This window comes from Polynucleobacter sp. JS-Polo-80-F4 (assembly GCF_018881965.1).
Classification (GTDB): Bacteria; Pseudomonadota; Gammaproteobacteria; order Burkholderiales; family Burkholderiaceae; genus Polynucleobacter.
This window is the reverse complement of the sequence record NZ_JACVPI010000001.1, coordinates 1737734-1754765: the sequence shown is the minus strand read 5'-3', so window position 1 is coordinate 1754765 and position 17032 is coordinate 1737734. Positions and strand designations below refer to the sequence as shown.

The 17032-nt window shown below is 45.7% G+C and carries 14 protein-coding genes; 9 read left to right on the top strand and 5 right to left on the bottom strand.

Annotated elements, in window-relative coordinates; translation table 11 throughout:
* Positions 1 to 56 precede the first annotated feature (56 nt).
* Both ICN20_RS09020 and ICN20_RS09015 read left to right on the top strand, forming a co-directional pair.
* The gene (locus ICN20_RS09020; RefSeq protein WP_216239707.1) at positions 57 to 1799 is read left to right on the top strand and encodes an IlvD/Edd family dehydratase; all 1743 of its coding nucleotides are present in this window, start codon (positions 57 to 59) and stop codon (positions 1797 to 1799) included.
* A 52-nt stretch (positions 1800 to 1851) separates the two neighbouring features.
* Complete coding sequence (locus ICN20_RS09015; protein ID WP_216239706.1) at positions 1852 to 2277, top strand: DUF4442 domain-containing protein; 426 nt, start codon at positions 1852 to 1854, stop codon at positions 2275 to 2277.
* A 4-nt stretch (positions 2278 to 2281) separates the two neighbouring features.
* On the opposite strand, the gene ICN20_RS09010 is transcribed toward ICN20_RS09015, so the two are convergent.
* The 3 genes from ICN20_RS09010 to ICN20_RS09000 all read right to left on the bottom strand — a co-directional run bounded on the left by ICN20_RS09010 (position 2282) and on the right by ICN20_RS09000 (position 5624).
* A complete protein-coding gene (locus ICN20_RS09010) occupies positions 2282 to 3022 on the bottom strand; it encodes a lysophospholipid acyltransferase family protein (RefSeq protein WP_370624540.1) in 741 nt (246 codons plus the stop codon).
* A 76-nt stretch (positions 3023 to 3098) separates the two neighbouring features.
* Positions 3099 to 4775 (bottom strand): long-chain-fatty-acid--CoA ligase, encoded by a 1677-nt coding sequence (locus ICN20_RS09005; protein ID WP_216239705.1) that lies wholly within the window; start codon positions 4773 to 4775, stop codon positions 3099 to 3101.
* 141 nt (positions 4776 to 4916) lie between these two features.
* Positions 4917 to 5624, bottom strand: coding sequence for an outer membrane protein (locus tag ICN20_RS09000; RefSeq protein WP_216239704.1), 708 nt, complete (start codon positions 5622 to 5624; stop codon positions 4917 to 4919).
* A 238-nt stretch (positions 5625 to 5862) separates the two neighbouring features.
* Between ICN20_RS09000 and ICN20_RS08995 the strand changes: the two genes are divergently transcribed.
* Genes ICN20_RS08995 through ICN20_RS08965 form a run of 7 tightly spaced genes read left to right on the top strand, consistent with a single transcriptional unit; the run spans position 5863 to position 14275 of the window.
* Entirely contained in the window at positions 5863 to 6498 is a 636-nt protein-coding gene (locus ICN20_RS08995) for a TetR/AcrR family transcriptional regulator (RefSeq protein ID WP_216239703.1), read from the top strand.
* A gap of 45 nt (positions 6499 to 6543) precedes the next feature.
* Positions 6544 to 8331 (top strand): acyl-CoA dehydrogenase C-terminal domain-containing protein, encoded by a 1788-nt coding sequence (locus ICN20_RS08990; protein WP_216239702.1) that lies wholly within the window; start codon positions 6544 to 6546, stop codon positions 8329 to 8331.
* A 10-nt stretch (positions 8332 to 8341) separates the two neighbouring features.
* Positions 8342 to 10783 carry a 3-hydroxyacyl-CoA dehydrogenase/enoyl-CoA hydratase family protein gene (locus ICN20_RS08985; RefSeq protein WP_216239701.1) on the top strand — a complete coding sequence of 814 codons (2442 nt, stop codon included), beginning with the start codon at positions 8342 to 8344 and terminating at the stop codon, positions 10781 to 10783.
* A 17-nt stretch (positions 10784 to 10800) separates the two neighbouring features.
* Positions 10801 to 11997 carry an acetyl-CoA C-acyltransferase gene (locus tag ICN20_RS08980; RefSeq protein WP_216239700.1) on the top strand — a complete coding sequence of 399 codons (1197 nt, stop codon included), beginning with the start codon at positions 10801 to 10803 and terminating at the stop codon, positions 11995 to 11997.
* Positions 11998 to 12028: 31 nt separating this feature from the next.
* Positions 12029 to 12484: a DUF2147 domain-containing protein gene (locus ICN20_RS08975; RefSeq protein ID WP_216239698.1), complete on the top strand. Its 456-nt coding sequence runs from the start codon at positions 12029 to 12031 to the stop codon at positions 12482 to 12484.
* A gap of 26 nt (positions 12485 to 12510) precedes the next feature.
* Positions 12511 to 13488: a nitronate monooxygenase family protein gene (locus ICN20_RS08970; RefSeq protein ID WP_216239697.1), complete on the top strand. Its 978-nt coding sequence runs from the start codon at positions 12511 to 12513 to the stop codon at positions 13486 to 13488.
* Positions 13489 to 13510: 22 nt separating this feature from the next.
* Positions 13511 to 14275: an enoyl-CoA hydratase gene (locus ICN20_RS08965; protein ID WP_216239696.1), complete on the top strand. Its 765-nt coding sequence runs from the start codon at positions 13511 to 13513 to the stop codon at positions 14273 to 14275.
* Here ICN20_RS08965 and ICN20_RS08960 read toward each other — a convergent pair.
* A complete protein-coding gene (locus ICN20_RS08960) occupies positions 14272 to 15870 on the bottom strand; it encodes a GMC family oxidoreductase (RefSeq protein WP_216239695.1) in 1599 nt (532 codons plus the stop codon). The genes ICN20_RS08965 and ICN20_RS08960 overlap by 4 nt on opposite strands.
* Positions 15870 to 17024 carry an alkane 1-monooxygenase gene (locus ICN20_RS08955; RefSeq protein ID WP_216239694.1) on the bottom strand — a complete coding sequence of 385 codons (1155 nt, stop codon included), beginning with the start codon at positions 17022 to 17024 and terminating at the stop codon, positions 15870 to 15872. The genes ICN20_RS08960 and ICN20_RS08955 overlap by 1 nt, the downstream gene beginning before the upstream one ends.
* Positions 17025 to 17032 lie beyond the last annotated feature (8 nt).

The window sequence follows — 17032 nt, the reverse complement described above, 5'->3', positions numbered from 1 at the left end:
CTATTCCATCGCTACAATAAGGTCAAAAGAACACTTATAAGAGATTCGAGACATTCATGAGCAATAAACCAAAAGATCCTGCAGAGAGCGGTTTACGCAAAGGCTTAACTAGCTATGGCGACAAAGGCTTCTCATTATTTTTACGCAAAGCCTTTATTAAGGGCGCTGGATATACCAATAGCGCGTTAGATCGCCCCGTGATTGGCATTATTAATACTGGAAGTGCCTATAACCCTTGCCACGGCAATATGCCCCAACTGCTTGAGGCAGTGAAGCGCGGCGTGATGTTAGCTGGTGGCTTGCCAATGGAATTTCCAACGATTTCCATTCATGAAAGTTTTGCAGCACCTACTAGCATGTACTTGCGCAACTTAATGTCTATGGACACTGAAGAGATGGTGCGCGCGCAACCAATGGATGCAGTGGTCATGATTGGTGGTTGCGATAAAACCGTTCCTGCCCAAATGATGGGCGCTGCTTCTGCTGGCATTCCAGCTATTCAACTGATAACCGGCTCCATGCTTACTGGCTCACATCGCAGTGAACGCGTTGGTGCTTGTACAGACTGTCGCCGTTACTGGGGCAAGTTCCGCGCCGGTGAAATTGATGAAGTCGAAAAAGATGAGGTGAATGATCAACTGGTGGCTAGCGTAGGTACGTGTTCAGTCATGGGCACTGCAAGCACCATGGCCTGTATCTCTGAGGCGCTGGGTATGACAGTTCCTGGTGGCGCAACTCCTCCAGCGGTTACTGCGGATCGCATCCGCGTAGCAGAAGAAACAGGTACGTGCGCTGTGAAGATGGCTAAAGAAGGTTTGACCATCGATAAAGTTCTCACTGCTGATGCATTTGAAAATGCGATGCGTGTTTTATTGGCTATTGGCGGATCAACCAATGGCATTGTTCACTTAGCTGCCATCGCTGGCCGTATGGGCCTAGAGATTGATTTAGATGCACTTGATAAGATGGGCGATGAGACTCCGGTTCTGGTTGATCTCAAACCCTCAGGTGATCACTATATGGAGAACTTCCATGATGCCGGTGGTATGACCACCCTGCTTCGTGAGCTCAAGCCCCTATTGAAGCTCGATGCAATGACCGTTTCAGGCCGAACCCTTGGTGAAGAAATTGATGCTGCCCCTCCAAGCTTCAAACAAGATGTTGTTCGCCCATTTGATAAACCGATTTATCCACGTGGCAGTATTGCTGTCTTGCATGGCAATCTAGCCCCTGGTGGCGCCATCATTAAGCAATCCGCCGCCAATGAAAAGCTCATGGAGCATGAAGGTCGCGCAGTTGTGTTTGAAGATGCTGCTGATTTAGCTAACTGCATTGACAGTCCAGATTTAGATGTCACTGCTGAAGATATTTTGGTACTCAAAAATATTGGACCTAAAGGCGCACCTGGCATGCCAGAGGCTGGATACATCCCCATCCCAATGAAATTAGCTCGTGCTGGCGTGAAAGACATCGTCCGTATCTCTGATGGACGTATGAGCGGTACAGCCTTTGGCACGATTGTGTTGCACGTCACTCCTGAATCCGCTATTGGTGGACCCTTAGCGCAAGTACGGAATGGTGATCGCATTCGTTTGAGCGTAAAGAATCGTGAAATTAGCCTACTGATTTCAGATGAAGAACTCGCCAAGCGCATGAAAGATAACCCCATTACTTCACCTACTGCTGAACGCGGCTACAAGAAGCTTTTCTTGGATACCGTGACTCAAGCAGATCAAGGCGTCGACTTTGATTTCTTGAGAGCAGCGAAGATGATTGGCAAGACTCCGAAGTCCAAATAGAAACTCAGCAGAAATCTAACCAGTGATAAATGCAAACCTACTGCGAAGGGGCATGAATATATGGCCCCCGTTCTTGGGTGCTGGGATTACTGTTGAATACATTGCTAAAGATTTTCGTCAAGCCAAGGTGCGCCTAAAGCATGGCCTACTGAACCGCAATATTGTGGGGGTACATTTTGGCGGTAGTCTTTTTGCGATGACCGACCCCTTCTTCATGATGATGGTGTCGCAGAATATTGGCAAAAGTTATATTGTTTGGGACCAAGCTGCCAAGATCGAATTTCTAAAGCCTGGTAAAGGTAAAGTTCACGCCAACTTTGAAATTACCCAAGAGCAACTAGATGAAATCATCAGCGCTGCTGAACCTGGAGATAAGATACTAAGGGACTTTGTCGCCGATATCAAAGATCATGAAGGTGATGTTGTGGCACGTATCACTAAGACCTTGTACATACGCAAGAAGATAAAGAAAAACTGAGGAATTACTGGGTATACGCTGGTGCATCCAGTTTTCGCATCTCACCCTCAATCCAAGCCTCCACCTCTAGCTGTAACTGTTCCTCGGTCTTGCCTTGCATTGAAATCACTGGCCCAATCGAGAGCGTAATCAATCCTGGGCGCTTTAAGAAGGTGTTTCTGGGCCATATAGCTCCAGAGTTCTGGGCTACAGGGAGTATGTCTGTATGAGTACTAATGGCAAGGCGTACACCGCCTTTTCTGTAGGGCTTAAACAATCCCCGCGGGGTGCGAGTGCCTTCTGGGTAAATAGCAATCCAACTGCCCTGGGCCAATACCACCTTGCCCTGTTCATTGACTGCCGCACGGGACTTCTCGCGATCACCACGGTTAATATGGATCATTTTTAGCGAAGCTAATGCCCAACCAAAAAACGGCACAAATAACAATTCTCTTTTAAACACAAAACAAAGTTGTCTTGGAAAAAAGGCTGGGTAGATAAAGGTCTCCCATGCTGATTGATGCTTACCCAACAGGATCAGTGATTTTTTAGGGTCTTGAGGAATATTCTCGAACCCTTTTATTTTGATGTTAATTCCACAAAAAAATAAGAGCGCTTTTTGAGTTAATTGACACCAAAATACCCCCATTTGGTAACGCGTACTTCGACTGGTAAAGGGGATGACCAGAATAATTGCACTTGCAACAATGGTGACAGTTGTGAAACCAAATGCATAGAACAGTAAGGAGCGAAGCCAAAGAATCACGATAGTATTTTACAAATAAGGAGCTAAAAAACGTATTTTAAATGATTGGCCTTTACAAGATGGGTATTGGAATGGCTTATAAATCCCTTAATTCACGTCGTAAGATTTTTCCAACGTTGGTCTTAGGTAAGTCCTTACGGAAAACAATATGCTTGGGGCGCTTGTAGTTGGTGAGATTTTCTTTGCAGAATGCCAAGATAGTTTCCTCGGTTAATGATGGATCCTGTTTCACAATGAATGCCTTAACAGCCTCACCAGAATCTTCATCAGGCACACCAATCACTGCGCACTCCAAAACACCAGGAACTAAGGATAAGACTTCCTCCACTTCGTTTGGATAAACGTTAAATCCTGAAACTAGGACCATATCCTTTTTACGATCGACGATTTTTGTCAGGCCATCTGCATTCATGATGCCGATATCGCCCGACTTAAAGTAACCGTCTGCCGTCATCACATTTTTAGTTTCTTCTGGTTTATTCCAATAACCAGCCATCACCTGCGGACCCCGAATACAAATTTCACCAGGAGTGCCAAAAGGCACCTCGATGCCATCATCACCCAAGATCACTACCTCGGTACTTGGTACCGGGAAGCCAATATACCCAGTAAAACTCTCAATCAAAGCAGAATTGACACAAGCGACTGGAGAGGTTTCAGAGAGCCCATATCCCTCAGCAATAGGAGCGCCAGTCATTTCTTGCCAGTGATCAGCCACCACCTTTTGCATTGCCATGCCGCCACCAATCGTTGCCAAAATATTCGGGAACTTCACTGTGGCGAATTCGGGCTTATGCATCAGCGCATTAAATAAAGTATTTACTCCGGGGAAGATATTGATGTTTGGGTGTTTCTTCAGCAACTTTATGAATCCATCAAAATCCCGCGGATTGGGAACCAAAACCAATAGACCACCTTTACGCATTCCCAAGACCGCACAGGCCGTTAATGCAAAAATGTGATACATCGGTAAAGCGCATAAAAAAACCAGCTGATCAACCTGTTTGCGCTTTAATCCTGGCTCAAGCCAGAGCTCAGTCTGAATGACGTTAGACAGAATATTGCTATGTAGAAGAATGGCGCCTTTAGATAACCCAGTAGTACCTCCGGTGTATTGTAAGAATGCAATGTCGCTCAAGGAAGTATTAGGTTTATTCCACCGTTGAAGACTGCCCTCGCTTAGAGCTGCCAAGAACGTAATATGGCCAGGAATATCCCATGCAGGAACGAGTTTTTTAACATTACGAACTACGAAATTGACTATCGAGCCTTTCAAACCAATCATTTCGCCAAGTGAAGTGACGATGGTTTGCTTCAATGGCACTTCAGCAGCGATATGCTGATAGACATGTGCAAAGTTTTCTAGAATAACTAGTGCTGAAGCGCCGCTGTCTTTTAATTGATGCTCTAACTCACGAGCGGTATAAAGTGGATTGACGTTGACTACTACGAAACCAGCACGAAGAATGCCAATCATCGCAATCTGAAACTGTAAAACGTTAGGCAACATAATTGCTACGCGAGATCCTGGTTCTAAACCCAGACTCTGCAAATAAGAAGCAAAATGTTTTGAGTGCTGATCAAGATCTCTGTAAGTTAAAAACTTATCAAGGTACTCGCAAGCACGGCGATTGGGATAGCGCTCAAAAGCTTCCTCAAACATATCCAGCAAGGAGTTATAGCCAGTGATATCGACTTCATGAGGAACGCCCTCAGGATAGTGTTTTAGCCAGGGCTTTGCGGGATTAACCATGTAGTTATTTCCAGTCTCGATATATTTTTATTGGTAGTCAGATTATCAAATCTGCATGAATCATTCTAAACATGACGGCACTAAATCTAAAGAAAAAGCCCTCTGCTATGAGAGGGCTTTGACTTTTGATATTTGCAATAATTAGAAGCGATACCCAAGGCCGACGAGGACGTCATAGCCAGAGCCTCCTATGTTACCCGTAAGTGGGCCTGAGCTTGTTGCAATGGTTGCCGTCTTGGTACTAAGACCGGCATAGTTCACCTCTCCAAGCACATATATCGACTGAGTTACCATCTGCTTGTAACCCAAACCAAGAACATATCCAGTGAGGTTACTGGTTTGATAGTTAGCGGTTTGCCCATTGATACCCATGGTGGTCCCTGTTACACCTACTTTTCCGTAAACTAAACTATCTTTATCGATAGCATATCCAGGATTTAGAGTTACAGACCAAATATTCTTCAGCTGATAGTTAAACCACTTGGTCGAAGGCCCGCCATACTGAGCAGGAACTGCAGCAGTGAAAGTCCCACTTGCCGCAGATGAAGCTCCAAGAGCATAGCTTGCAGCAATGCCTAGAGTGTACTTATCGTTGATACCATAGTTGTAACCTATACCAATTTTATTTGTTGCAGTGTTGACGTCATTTTGTTGCGTTGTAACAGGCAAAGTACCTAGTGCGGATTTTAATGTTGCGCTAGTAATAGTTGGGCTGAATGCCGCATATCCTACTGCAGCTTCTGCATAGAAACCTTCCCAAGCATTCGTTTTTGTAGACTGTGCGTTTGCGTTTGCAGCCAATACGCCTGTCATTGCCAAAACAAGAGCGCTAATCTTTACTGTTTTCATGTGTCTTCCTGTGTTAATTTTTTTTAATGGTGTGTAACAACTACATGAATCTTATTTAATTTCTTTGATTTTTGTATCTCGGGTTTTCCCTCTATTTATTTTGCGCTGCATCAATTTAATTACGCCTTTGGATTGGAATCCGTATTTCAGAGGCCTAGAAACTAGTTTCAGAATTTAATTAATGCTGTAATATAAACGAACGATCGTATTATTTTTACAACATTTTGCGTGCATTTAAATGTCCATACAAGAATCTAGAGATTTACAGAGAGAGCTTGTTGAGCCTAAAAAAGGCGCTCAGACAAAGCGCTCCATCATTGAAGCGGCTCTGACAATCGCCAGTAAATCTGGCCTTGAAGGCTTGACCATTGGCAATATTGCAGAAGCAGTCAAGATGAGTAAGAGTGGCGTTTTTGCCCACTTTGGTTCTAGAGAAGAGCTCCAAGTTGCTGTAGTGCGAGAGTATTACCAGCGTTTTCAGGACCTTATCTTTTCTCCAGCCCTTCTTAAGCCCAAAGGATTGCCACGCTTAAATCAAATGATTCAATCTTGGATCAAGATGAGCACTGGTGATGACAGCTCAAGTTGCTTCTTTATTGCCGGCGCCGTCGAGTTTGATGATCAACCGGGTATTGTGCGCGATGAACTAGTGCGCAGCGTAGAAGACTGGCGCTCTGCAATCCGCCGTGGGATTCAGGAATCTATCGCAGCAGGTCATCTTAAGAAATCCGTGAACGTAGAGATCCTCCTCTTTCAGCTGTATAGCATCGCTCTAGGCGTACACCATGATTCCCGTTTTTTAGATAATCCGAAATGCCTGGCGAATGCAAATAAGTTAATTAAAGAAATTTTGAGTAGCTATAAATCTAATTAATCAACAGCCCAATATTCCTATCTATAACCTTAATAGAAGACAACTATGCCTCAATACAATCCACCGCTACGTGATATTCAATTCGTAATTCATGAAATGCTTGATGCCGGCAAAGAGTTTGCTGCTCTTCCCGCATATCAGGATGTTGATAAAGACACCATGAATCAGATTATTGAGGAGGCCGGTAAGTTTGCTAGTGAGATCGCCTTCCCCTTGAATCAGATTGGCGATCAAGAAGGTTGTAAGCGTCATGAGGATGGGTCAGTTACGACCCCTACTGGCTTTAAGCAAGCGTATGAGCAGTATGTTGCTGGAGGTTGGCCTGCCCTATCTTGCGACCCTGAGTATGGTGGGCAAGGATTACCGCAGCTATTGAACACAGTGCTTTATGAAACCCTCAACTCGGCCAATCAGTCCTGGACGATGTACCCAGGTTTATCTCATGGCGCGTATGAGTGTCTGCATGCGCACGGTACTGAAGAACAGAAAAAAACATACTTAGAGAAATTGGTATCTGGTCAATGGACCGGCACGATGTGTCTAACTGAACCCCACTGTGGAACCGATCTTGGCTTACTAAAAACCAAAGCTGAGCCTCAAGCCGATGGCACTTACTCCATTAATGGAACCAAGATTTTTATCTCTAGTGGAGATCATGATCTTGCAGAAAATATTGTGCACCTTGTCTTGGCGCGTTTACCTGACTCGCCAGTTGGTAGCAAAGGGATCTCTTTATTTGCTGTTCCGAAGTTTAAGATTGGCGCTGATGGTGCCATTGGTGCACCTAATGCCGTGTCTTGCGGATCGCTGGAGCACAAGATGGGTATTCATGGAAACGCCACTTGTGTCATGAACTTTGATGGTGCCATAGGCACCCTCGTTGGCGAGCCTCACAAAGGTCTGAACGCGATGTTTGTGATGATGAATGCTGCCCGTCTTGGCGTAGGAATGCAAAGTCTTGGTTTAACTGAAGTGGCTTATCAAAACTCTGCGGCTTACGCCAAAGAGCGTCTCCAGATGCGTAGCTTAACTGGCGCTAAGGCCCCAGAAAAGGCAGCTGATCCAATCATCGTTCATCCAGATGTTCGTAGAATGTTGCTAACCCAAAGAGCCTATGCAGAAGCTGGTAGAGCTTTCTCTTACTGGGTGGCACTCATGATTGATAAAGAGCTTAATCATCCAGATGAAAAGGTTCGCAAAGAAACTGGCGAGATGGTCGCCCTACTCACCCCCATTATTAAAGCCTTCTTAACTGATAACGCATTTACTGCTACGAATGAAGGTATGCAAGTATTTGGTGGCCACGGCTACATTGCTGAATGGGGTATGGAGCAATATGTTCGTGATGCCCGTATCAATATGATTTATGAAGGCACCAACACCATTCAATCCCTTGATCTCTTGGGTCGTAAAGTGCTTGGTGACATGGGTAAAAAGCTCACCAAGTTTGGCAAGATCATCGAGCAGTTCATCGAAGACGAAGGTGTTCGCAAAGAAATGCAGGGGTTTATCGATCCGCTTTCGGATATCGCCGTCAAGGTTGAAAAGCTCACCAAAGAAATTGGCATGAAAGCCATGATGAATCATGAAGAAGTGGGCGCTGCCGCTGTTCCTTACTTGCGTGTTGTGGGCCACTTGATTTATTCCTACCTCTTTGCTCGCATGGCAAAAATAGCTTTAGCCAATAAAGCTAGCAAAGATCCTTTTTATGAAGCGAAATTGGCTACTGCCCGCTTCTACTTTGACAAACTCCTTCCTGAGACTGCCATGCTAATCCGTCAAGCGCGCGCTGGTTCTAAGTCCTTAATGGCTATGCCTGCTGATTTTTTCTGAGAGACAAAATATGAGTGATAACAAGATCATTAAAAAAGTAGCCATCCTAGGTGCTGGCGTAATGGGTGCTCAGATAGCTGCTCAATGTATTAATGTCGGTCTACCGGTTGTTTTATTTGACTTACCAAGCAAGTCTGATGATGGCAAACCCGTTAGTAAAAATGCGATCGCACTGAAAGCAATTGAAAACCTCAAGAAGCTAAAACCTGCTCCACTGGGTTTGTCTTCAGAAGCTAACCTGATTACTCCGGCGAACTATGAGGATGACCTTGGTCTCTTAGCAGATTGCGACCTCATCATTGAAGCCATTGCAGAGCGTTTAGACTGGAAGCATGCTCTTTATGAAAAAGTGGCCCCACATATTCCAGCACATGCGCTGTTTGCCACGAATACCTCTGGCCTTCCTATTGGAGAGCTAGCTAAAGGTTTTTCTGGTGATCTCAAGAAGCGCTTCTGCGGCGTGCACTTCTTCAATCCGCCGCGTTATATGCATTTGCTAGAGCTCATTCCGGCAGCTGATACTGATCCTGTCGTTTTGGATGCCCTAGAAACCTTCATGACTTCTACGATGGGTAAAGGGGTTGTGCGCGCTAAGGATACGCCGAACTTTATTGGTAATCGCGTGGGTGTTTTCTCAATTTTGGCCGTGTTTGCTGAAGCGCAAAAGTTTGGCTTAGGTTTTGATGAAGTTGATGCCATTACTGGCAGCAAGTTAGGTCGCGCTAAATCCGCCACCTTCAGAACCAGTGACGTAGTTGGCTTGGATACCATGGCCCATGTGATTAAGACTATGGAAAACGCATTGCAAGGCGACTCTTTCTCTGCGCTGTTTAAAACCCCTGAGGTGGTTAGCCAGCTCATTGCAAAAGGCGCCTTAGGTCAGAAAACGAAAGCAGGCTTTTATCGCAAGGAGGGTAAGAATGTTCTGGTGCTTGATGCTGCTACTGGTGAATACAAGCCCTCTACCGCAACGATTGAACCGCTGATTGAGCGTATTCTGAAAAAGCCGATTGCTGAGCGTCTTGAGTTATTGCGCGAAACCGATGAACCTCAAGCGCAATTCTTGTGGGCAATTTATCGCGACATCTTCCATTACTGCGCGATTCACCTTGGTGACATTGCACAATCCGCTCGTGAGATTGATTTTGCAATGCGCTGGGGTTATGGTTGGAATTTGGGACCCTTTGAGGACTGGCAAGCTGCTGGTGTAACTCAAGTAGCTAACTGGATTAAAGAAGACATTGATGCTGGTAAGACATTAAGCAAAGAGCCTCTACCTGCATGGCTCTTTAGCGGACCGGTTGTTGATAAGCAAGCCTTCCATACCCCTGAAGGGTCATGGTCTGCCTCTGAGAACAAATACATCCCCCGCTCTGCTTTGCCGGTTTATCAAAAGCAAGTATTTAGAGCACCCCTACTAGGAGACGGCTCTCCGGATCCTAAAACAGCAGGCACCACTATTTATGAAAATACGGACTTCCGTGCCTGGGTAGACGCCAATCAACCTGAGGTCCTCATTGCTTCATTCCGCTCGAAGATGAATACCTTTAGTCCAGACGTATTAAGCGGTCTACAAAAAGCGGTTGATATTGCAGAAGCAAGCTATGCGGGATTGGTCATCTGGCAGCCAACCTCATTAAAACTAGGAACACCTGGTGGACCATTCTCTGCAGGCGCCAACTTGGAAGCTGCGATGCCAATGGTCATGAAAGGCGGCCCCGCTGGAGTTGAGCCGTTCGTCAAAGAGTTTCAAGACACGATGATGAAAATCAAATACTCCCAAGTGCCAGTTGTAGCCGCAGTTTCCGGCATTGCCTTAGGCGGCGGTTGTGAATTAGTTCTCCAGTCTGCACGCAGGGTTGCTGCTATGGAGAGCTACATAGGATTGGTGGAAGTTGGCGTTGGTTTATTACCCGCTGGTGGTGGACTCAAAGAGGCAGCCATTCGTGCAGCTCAGGGTGTAGCACTCGCTGGTAATACCAATTATTTGGATTTCACTAAAGCGTCTTTTGAGAATGCTGCAATGGCAAAAGTTTCTTCATCCGCTCAAGAAGCGATGAAGATGGCTTACCTACAAAAAGGTGACATTATTGTTGCTAACGTCTATGAATTACTGGCGCAGGCACAAAATCAAGTCAAAGCGATGCGCTATGCCGGATATAGGCCACCGATCCCAACCTTAATTGCAGTTGGTGGCCGCTCTGTTGCTGCAACTGTGATGGGTCAAGTAGTCAATATGCGAGATGGTGGCTTTATTTCTGAGCATGATGCCTTTATTGCCAAGAAGATTATCGACATCATCACTGGCGGTGATGTCGATGCTGGAACACTAGTTACCGAAGAATGGCTGCTCAAGCTCGAACGTCAAGCTTTTATTGAGCTCATTGGTAACCCTAAATCCATGGAACGGATTATGGGGATTCTCCAAACTGGCAAGCCTGTTAGAAACTAATTTACCGAGATATCACTATGAAAAATATTCAAGACGCCTATATCGTAGCTGCAACACGCAGTGCTGTTGGCAGGTCTGGCCGGGGTGCATTAAAAAATACTCGACCCGATGATTTGCTTGGCAATGCCTTGCAACATGTTCTGACGCAAGTCCCTACCCTAGACCCCAAAGCAATTGAGGATGCCATTATTGGCTGCGCCATGCCAGAAGCTCAGCAAGGTTTAAATGTGGCTCGCATAGGATTGCTCCTAGGTGGCCTACCTAATACCGTAGGTGGCATTACCGTTAATCGTTTTTGCTCTTCCGGACTGAATGCTATTGCTATGGCAGCTGACCGTATTCGGGTTGGTGAAGCAGATGTCATGATTGCTGGTGGCGTTGAATCGATGAGCATGGTTCCCATGGGCGGTAATTCCCCATCAATGTCTCCAGAAATCTTTATGGGCGATGAAAATATTGGCATTGCTTATGGAATGGGACTAACGGCTGAGAAGGTTGCACAGCAATGGAAGATAAGTCGCGAGGATCAAGATGCCTTTGCATTTCAATCTCACCAAAAAGCCATGGCCGCGCAAGCAGCTGGTGAATTTAACTCTGAAATCTTCCCTGTCAAAGTCGCTCAACGCTCTATGGATCTAGGAAAAGGACAAGTAGATGTGCAGTGGCGTGAATTCTCAAAAGATGAAGGGCCGCGCATTGATACATCACTGGAGGGATTGGCAAGACTCAAGTCACCTTTCGCCGCTGGAGGTAGCGTTACTGCCGGCAATAGCTCCCAGACCTCAGATGGCGTTGGCGCACTGATCTTGGCAAGCGAAAAAGCAATTAAGACCTTCGGCCTCACCCCTTTGGCACGCTTTGTAAGCTTTGCCGTAAAAGGCGTTCCGCCTGAAATTATGGGTATTGGTCCTAAAGAAGCCATTCCGGCTGCATTGAAATTGGCGGGACTCCATTTGCAGGATTTAGATTGGATTGAATTGAACGAGGCATTTGCCGCTCAGTCTTTAGCAGTTATTCGAGACCTTGGATTGGATCAGAGCAAAGTGAATCCTCTGGGTAGTGCTATTGCTCTAGGACATCCCTTGGGTGCAACAGGCGCCATCCGTGCTGCGACAGCTATTCATGCATTACAGAGACGCAATCTCAAGCACGCCATGGTAACAATGTGTGTTGGCACCGGTATGGGTGCTGCTGGAATTTTTGAGCGTTGCTGATTCGCCTTAAACAATATTAGGAGACAACAAAATGTTAAAAAAACAATTCATCCTATCGGCTTGCTTTCTTAGTCTGCTTGCTGCCAATGCCTATGCTCAGGCTACCGATCCAGCTATTGGAGTTTGGAAGACGATTGATGACAAAACCAATGAGCCCTCTTCTTTAATCAAGATTGATGAAGTGAACGGCAAACTGGAAGGCACCATCATTAAAACCTTTCCAAAGCCCAATGAAAAGCCTTTGGTCTACTGCACGCTATGCAAAGATGATCGAAAAGATAAGCCCATTCTCGGCATGAAGATCATGACCGATCTAAAGCGCGATAAGCCAGGCGTTTGGATAGATGGCAGAATCTTGGATCCTGAAGAAGGTGAAATCTATCGAGTCAAAATTACGACTGAAGATGGTAAGAAAATGGATGTTCGTGGCTATATTGGCGTCCCACTACTAGGTCGCACTCAAGTTTGGTACAAGACTGAACAGTAAACATCTTTACTACTGAAAAAAATAATATGAGCAATCAACCTCTTCCAGAAGTTCTTCACAAGCATTTGGCGGATGGTAATTTACCCGTCATTGCGGCCCCTCTTTTCATTATTAGCAATCCTAAATTGGTAATTGCCCAATGCAAAGCGGGTGTAATTGGCTCTATGCCAGCCCTCAATGCCAGGCCAGCTGAGCAACTTGAAGAATGGTTGATTGAAATTACCACTGCCTTAGAGGCATACAACCAAGAACATCCCGATAAGCCAGCGGCCCCATTTGCTATTAACCAAATAGTACATAAAAGCAATGATCGACTTGAACATGACATGGCTTTATGCGTCAAATATAAAGTACCCATCATCATTACCTCTCTAGGCGCACGAGAAGAAATCAATATCGCTGCACATAGTTATGGTGGCATCGTATTGCATGACATCATCAATAATACGTTTGCCAAAAAAGCAATTGAAAAAGGTGCTGATGGCTTAATCGCAGTTGCAGCCGGCGCTGGCGGACATGCGGGCATTAAGAGTCCCTTTGCATTGATCCAAGAAATTCGGGAGTGGTTTAAAGGTCCGTTAGTGCTGAGTGGCTCGATTGCTACTGGTGGCGCTGTATTGGCCGCTCAGGCTATGGGCGCTGATTATGCTTATATTGGCTCGGCGTTCATTGCAACAGAAGAGGCGCGTGCAAGTGATGCCTACAAGCAAGCGGTAGTTGACTGCAACTCAGATGATATTGTTTTAAGCAACCTATTTACCGGCGTATCTGGCAACTATTTAGCCCCTTCTATCCGCAATGCTGGATTAGACCCCGAGAATCTTCCAGAAAGCGATCCAAGCAAAATGAACTTTGGCGGTGCAGCACAAAAAGCCTGGAAAGATATCTGGGGCTGCGGTCAAGGCATTGGGGCCGTGAAGGCAGTTACTCCCACTGCGCAATTGGTGGGTCGTTTGAAAGCAGAATACGATCAAACTAAAGCCAACTTATTAAAGACGGTCTAATTTAAGAAACCACTTAGTCCATATGATCCATTGTCAAATTGAAGACGGCATTCTGAAGATATTGCTCAACCGCCCTGAAAAAAAGAATGCATTTACCAATGCAATGTATCGGGAGCTTACGCAGATATTGTCTAAGGGCGATCAAAACTCTGAAGTGAAAGTGATATTAATATCTGGTGCTGGTAATGCCTTTTCGGCAGGTAATGACATTGCAGATTTCATGAAATCCCCCATTACTCATGAAGATGCCCCGCCCATTAATCTATTAAAGGCACTTGCACAGCTGACCAAGCCCTTAATTGCAGCAGTTGATGGGGTTGCCGTCGGCATCGGTGCAACCTTACTTTTTCATTGTGATTTGGTTTACGCCCAAAAGGATGCACGTTTCATCTTTCCTTTTGTCTCGCTTGGATTGGTTCCGGAGGGCGCAGCCTCCTTGTTGCTGCCAAGGCTTGTTGGTCATCAAAGAGCTTCAGAGATCTTGCTGTTCGGAGAACCCATCAGCGCTGATGATGCTCAGACACTTGGATTCGTAAATAAAGTAATTTCAGAGTCATCTGCATTGCCTTATGCAGAGCAACGCGCTAAGAAACTCACCACCCTATCCTCGGGCTCTGTCATTAGAACTAAATTCCTATTAAAAGACGGCGCTCTGAAGAATGCTGTACTCAATCAAATTGAGATTGAAGGCAAGCTCTTCATCGATAGACTCCATGGCCCAGCCGCCAAAGAGGCCTTGACCTCCTTTTTAGAAAAGCGTGCGCCCAATTTTGAGGGGTTAGATTAACGCCCGGCCTTGATAAGGTCTACCGCTTTTTCAGCAATGGCAATAATCGGGGCATTAGTATTGCCGCCTATGAGAGTCGGCATGATGGATCCATCAACCACTCTAAGCCCTTCAATACCATGAACTTTTAGGTTTGCATCAACTACTGACATTGGATCATTACCCATTTTGCAGGTGCCAACGGGGTGATAGACGGTATCGGCTCTCTCCCGAATGATGTTCCGTATGTCGTCATCTGTCTTGACGTTGAGTGTAAATACATCCTTCTTGCGTATCTTCGTAAACGTGGGGGCATCCATTAATTTTTTAGTTAATTTATACCCTTTAACTAGTGTTTCTAGATCTTCATCTTCCTCTAAAAAGCCAGGATCGATTAATGGCGCATCCTTCATGCTGGCACTGGCTAATGTCACTTGCCCTCGACTCTTAGGTCTCAGTACGCAAACGTGACATGAATAGCCATGAGCCATATGCAACTTACGGGCATGATCCTCTACTAGGCTCACCACAAAATGCAATTGCACATCCGGAGCTTCAAGATTGGGATCTGTTTTAAGAAAGCCGCCAGCTTCAGCAAAGTTAGTAGCGATCATCCCTTTGCGTGAACGGATGTACTTAATAATTTCACTGGTCAATTTAACCGTGCCGCCTAAAGATATCCCAATCAGATCAAGACTATCTGCTGAGTATCCAAAGATAAAGTCTGGATGGTCTTGTAAGTTTTGACCAACCCCTGGCAGCTCATGAATTTGCGGTATTCCAAACTGGCTTAATTGATCCTTAGGGCCAATCCCTGAAACCATAAGCAATTGTGGCGAGTGGAAGGCGCCAGCACATAAAATCACTTCTTTATTGGCGCGAATAATGCGCTGTTTCCCGCCTTGGATATAGCTCACACCAATGGCGCGCTTACCCTCGAACAAGATACGCTCAACCTGGACACCAGTTTGTACATTCAGATTGGATCGCTTGCCCATGTGTGGATTTAAGTAGCCGCGGGCAGCGCTCCAACGCTCACCGTTTTTATGTGTGACCTGGTAAATTCCAAGGCCTTCTTGTTCAGCTCCATTGAAGTCATCGGTAATTGGAAAGCCGGTTTCTTTGGCAGCATTTAAATAGATTTGCTGAAAAGGATTATGTGACTGTAGATTAGATACAGATAAGGGGCCGTCATTACCGTGGAATGGGTTCTTGAAAGTAGCGTTGCTCTCACTTTTTTTAAAGTACGGCAACAGGTCATCGTATGACCAGCCTGCATTACCGAGTGAAGCCCAGTGATCGTAATCAGAGCGATGGCCCCTGGTGTAAATCATGGCATTAATCGCCGAAGAGCCGCCCAAGCACTTACCTCTGGGCTGATACCCTCGCCGACCATGTAAACCCTTCTGAGGTACCGTCTGGAATGCATAGTTGTTGATTGATGTAGGTAGCATAGCAACTGCGGCTGCAGGGGTGTTAACCACCCAACTGTCACCCTTACCGCCTGCTTCAAGCAATGCAACGCTTGTGCCAGCATCCTCACTGAGTCGACCGGCCATCACACTGCCAGCAGACCCACCACCAACAACAATGTAATCAAAGTACTGAGGCTGCATTATGAATTTTCCCAACGCTTCATCAGCTTTTGTCTTGCTGAGGGTTGTATATTCATTTTGCCCATATCTCCTGCGTAATGACGCACTACTTTCTGATCCATTAAGGCAAACCAAAGTGGCGGGCAATACGCTAAGGTAATCATGGATGCATAGCCACCTGGCAATTGAGGTGCCTCACTAAAATGACGTAATGCTTGATAGCGCCTTGTTGGATGAGCGTGGTGATCGGAATGGCGTTGTAGGTGATACAACAGAATGTTACCTACTATATGGTTACTATTCCAGGAATGCTCTGGAGCACAGCGAACGTATTCGCCATTCTCTTTTTGACGCAATAGCCCATAGTGCTCAACATAGTTCACAACCTCTAACATCGAGGCAGCATAGATGCCTTGCAGTACTAGGAAGATTAAAGCAGACCAGCCCAACCAGATGATCAATGCACCGTACAAAAGAATGCTAAGTGACCATGCCTGGAGATTTTCATTATGAACACTCCAAACGCCCTTACCTTTTCTTCTTAAGCGCTCACGCTCAAGGTCCCAAGCAGAAATCAAACTTCCTGACACTGTACGAAGCAGAAAAGACCAGAATCCCTCTCCTATACGAGCACTAGCAGGATCTTCTGGTGTTGCTACCCGCTTGTGATGACCACGGTTATGCTCTACAAAGAAGTGCCCATACATGCTGGGAGCTAAAGCCAATTTAGAAAGCCAACGGTCTAGAGGTTCTTGCTTATGTCCAAGCTCATGGGCAGTTCCAATACCAATACCATTGGTAGATCCGACGGTAAATACTAATGCGATATAGGCGTACCAGTCCAATGATTGGGTCACCGCTAGCCAAGTTCCAAAGACTGTACCTATTAACTGAAACGGCACATAAAGCCAAACCATGAGGCGATAGAAAAAATCTTTGTTTAGACTTTCGACAGCAGATTCTGGGGGATTACTAAAGTCTTCACCAAAAGTGAAATCTAAAACTGGGATAGCGATATGAATAATGGCTGGAGCAAAAAGCAAATAGAGCCATTCCCCCGTTAAAGAGAAAACGAAGATTGAAGCCGTAAAAGCAAATGGTATTGAGGGGCTCAATAACCAAAGCCAGCGCTTATCACTCCATACTTCATTAGCAGATGCCGATACCACGCTCATTTATTACC

Excerpts from the sequence above, each read along its gene's own strand:
- ICN20_RS09020 (WP_216239707.1), top strand. The coding sequence starts at position 57 with ATGAGCAATAAACCAAAAGATCCTGCAGAGAGCGGTTTACGCAAAGGC.
- ICN20_RS09015 (WP_216239706.1), top strand. The coding sequence starts at position 1,852 with ATGAATATATGGCCCCCGTTCTTGGGTGCTGGGATTACTGTTGAATAC.
- ICN20_RS09005 (WP_216239705.1), bottom strand. The coding sequence starts at position 4,775 with ATGGTTAATCCCGCAAAGCCCTGGCTAAAACACTATCCTGAGGGCGTT.
- ICN20_RS09000 (WP_216239704.1), bottom strand. The coding sequence starts at position 5,624 with ATGAAAACAGTAAAGATTAGCGCTCTTGTTTTGGCAATGACAGGCGTA.
- ICN20_RS08995 (WP_216239703.1), top strand. The coding sequence starts at position 5,863 with ATGTCCATACAAGAATCTAGAGATTTACAGAGAGAGCTTGTTGAGCCT.
- ICN20_RS08990 (WP_216239702.1), top strand. The coding sequence starts at position 6,544 with ATGCCTCAATACAATCCACCGCTACGTGATATTCAATTCGTAATTCAT.
- ICN20_RS08985 (WP_216239701.1), top strand. The coding sequence starts at position 8,342 with ATGAGTGATAACAAGATCATTAAAAAAGTAGCCATCCTAGGTGCTGGC.
- ICN20_RS08980 (WP_216239700.1), top strand. The coding sequence starts at position 10,801 with ATGAAAAATATTCAAGACGCCTATATCGTAGCTGCAACACGCAGTGCT.
- ICN20_RS08975 (WP_216239698.1), top strand. The coding sequence starts at position 12,029 with ATGTTAAAAAAACAATTCATCCTATCGGCTTGCTTTCTTAGTCTGCTT.
- ICN20_RS08970 (WP_216239697.1), top strand. The coding sequence starts at position 12,511 with ATGAGCAATCAACCTCTTCCAGAAGTTCTTCACAAGCATTTGGCGGAT.
- ICN20_RS08965 (WP_216239696.1), top strand. The coding sequence starts at position 13,511 with ATGATCCATTGTCAAATTGAAGACGGCATTCTGAAGATATTGCTCAAC.
- ICN20_RS08960 (WP_216239695.1), bottom strand. The coding sequence starts at position 15,870 with ATGCAGCCTCAGTACTTTGATTACATTGTTGTTGGTGGTGGGTCTGCT.
- ICN20_RS08955 (WP_216239694.1), bottom strand. The coding sequence starts at position 17,024 with ATGAGCGTGGTATCGGCATCTGCTAATGAAGTATGGAGTGATAAGCGC.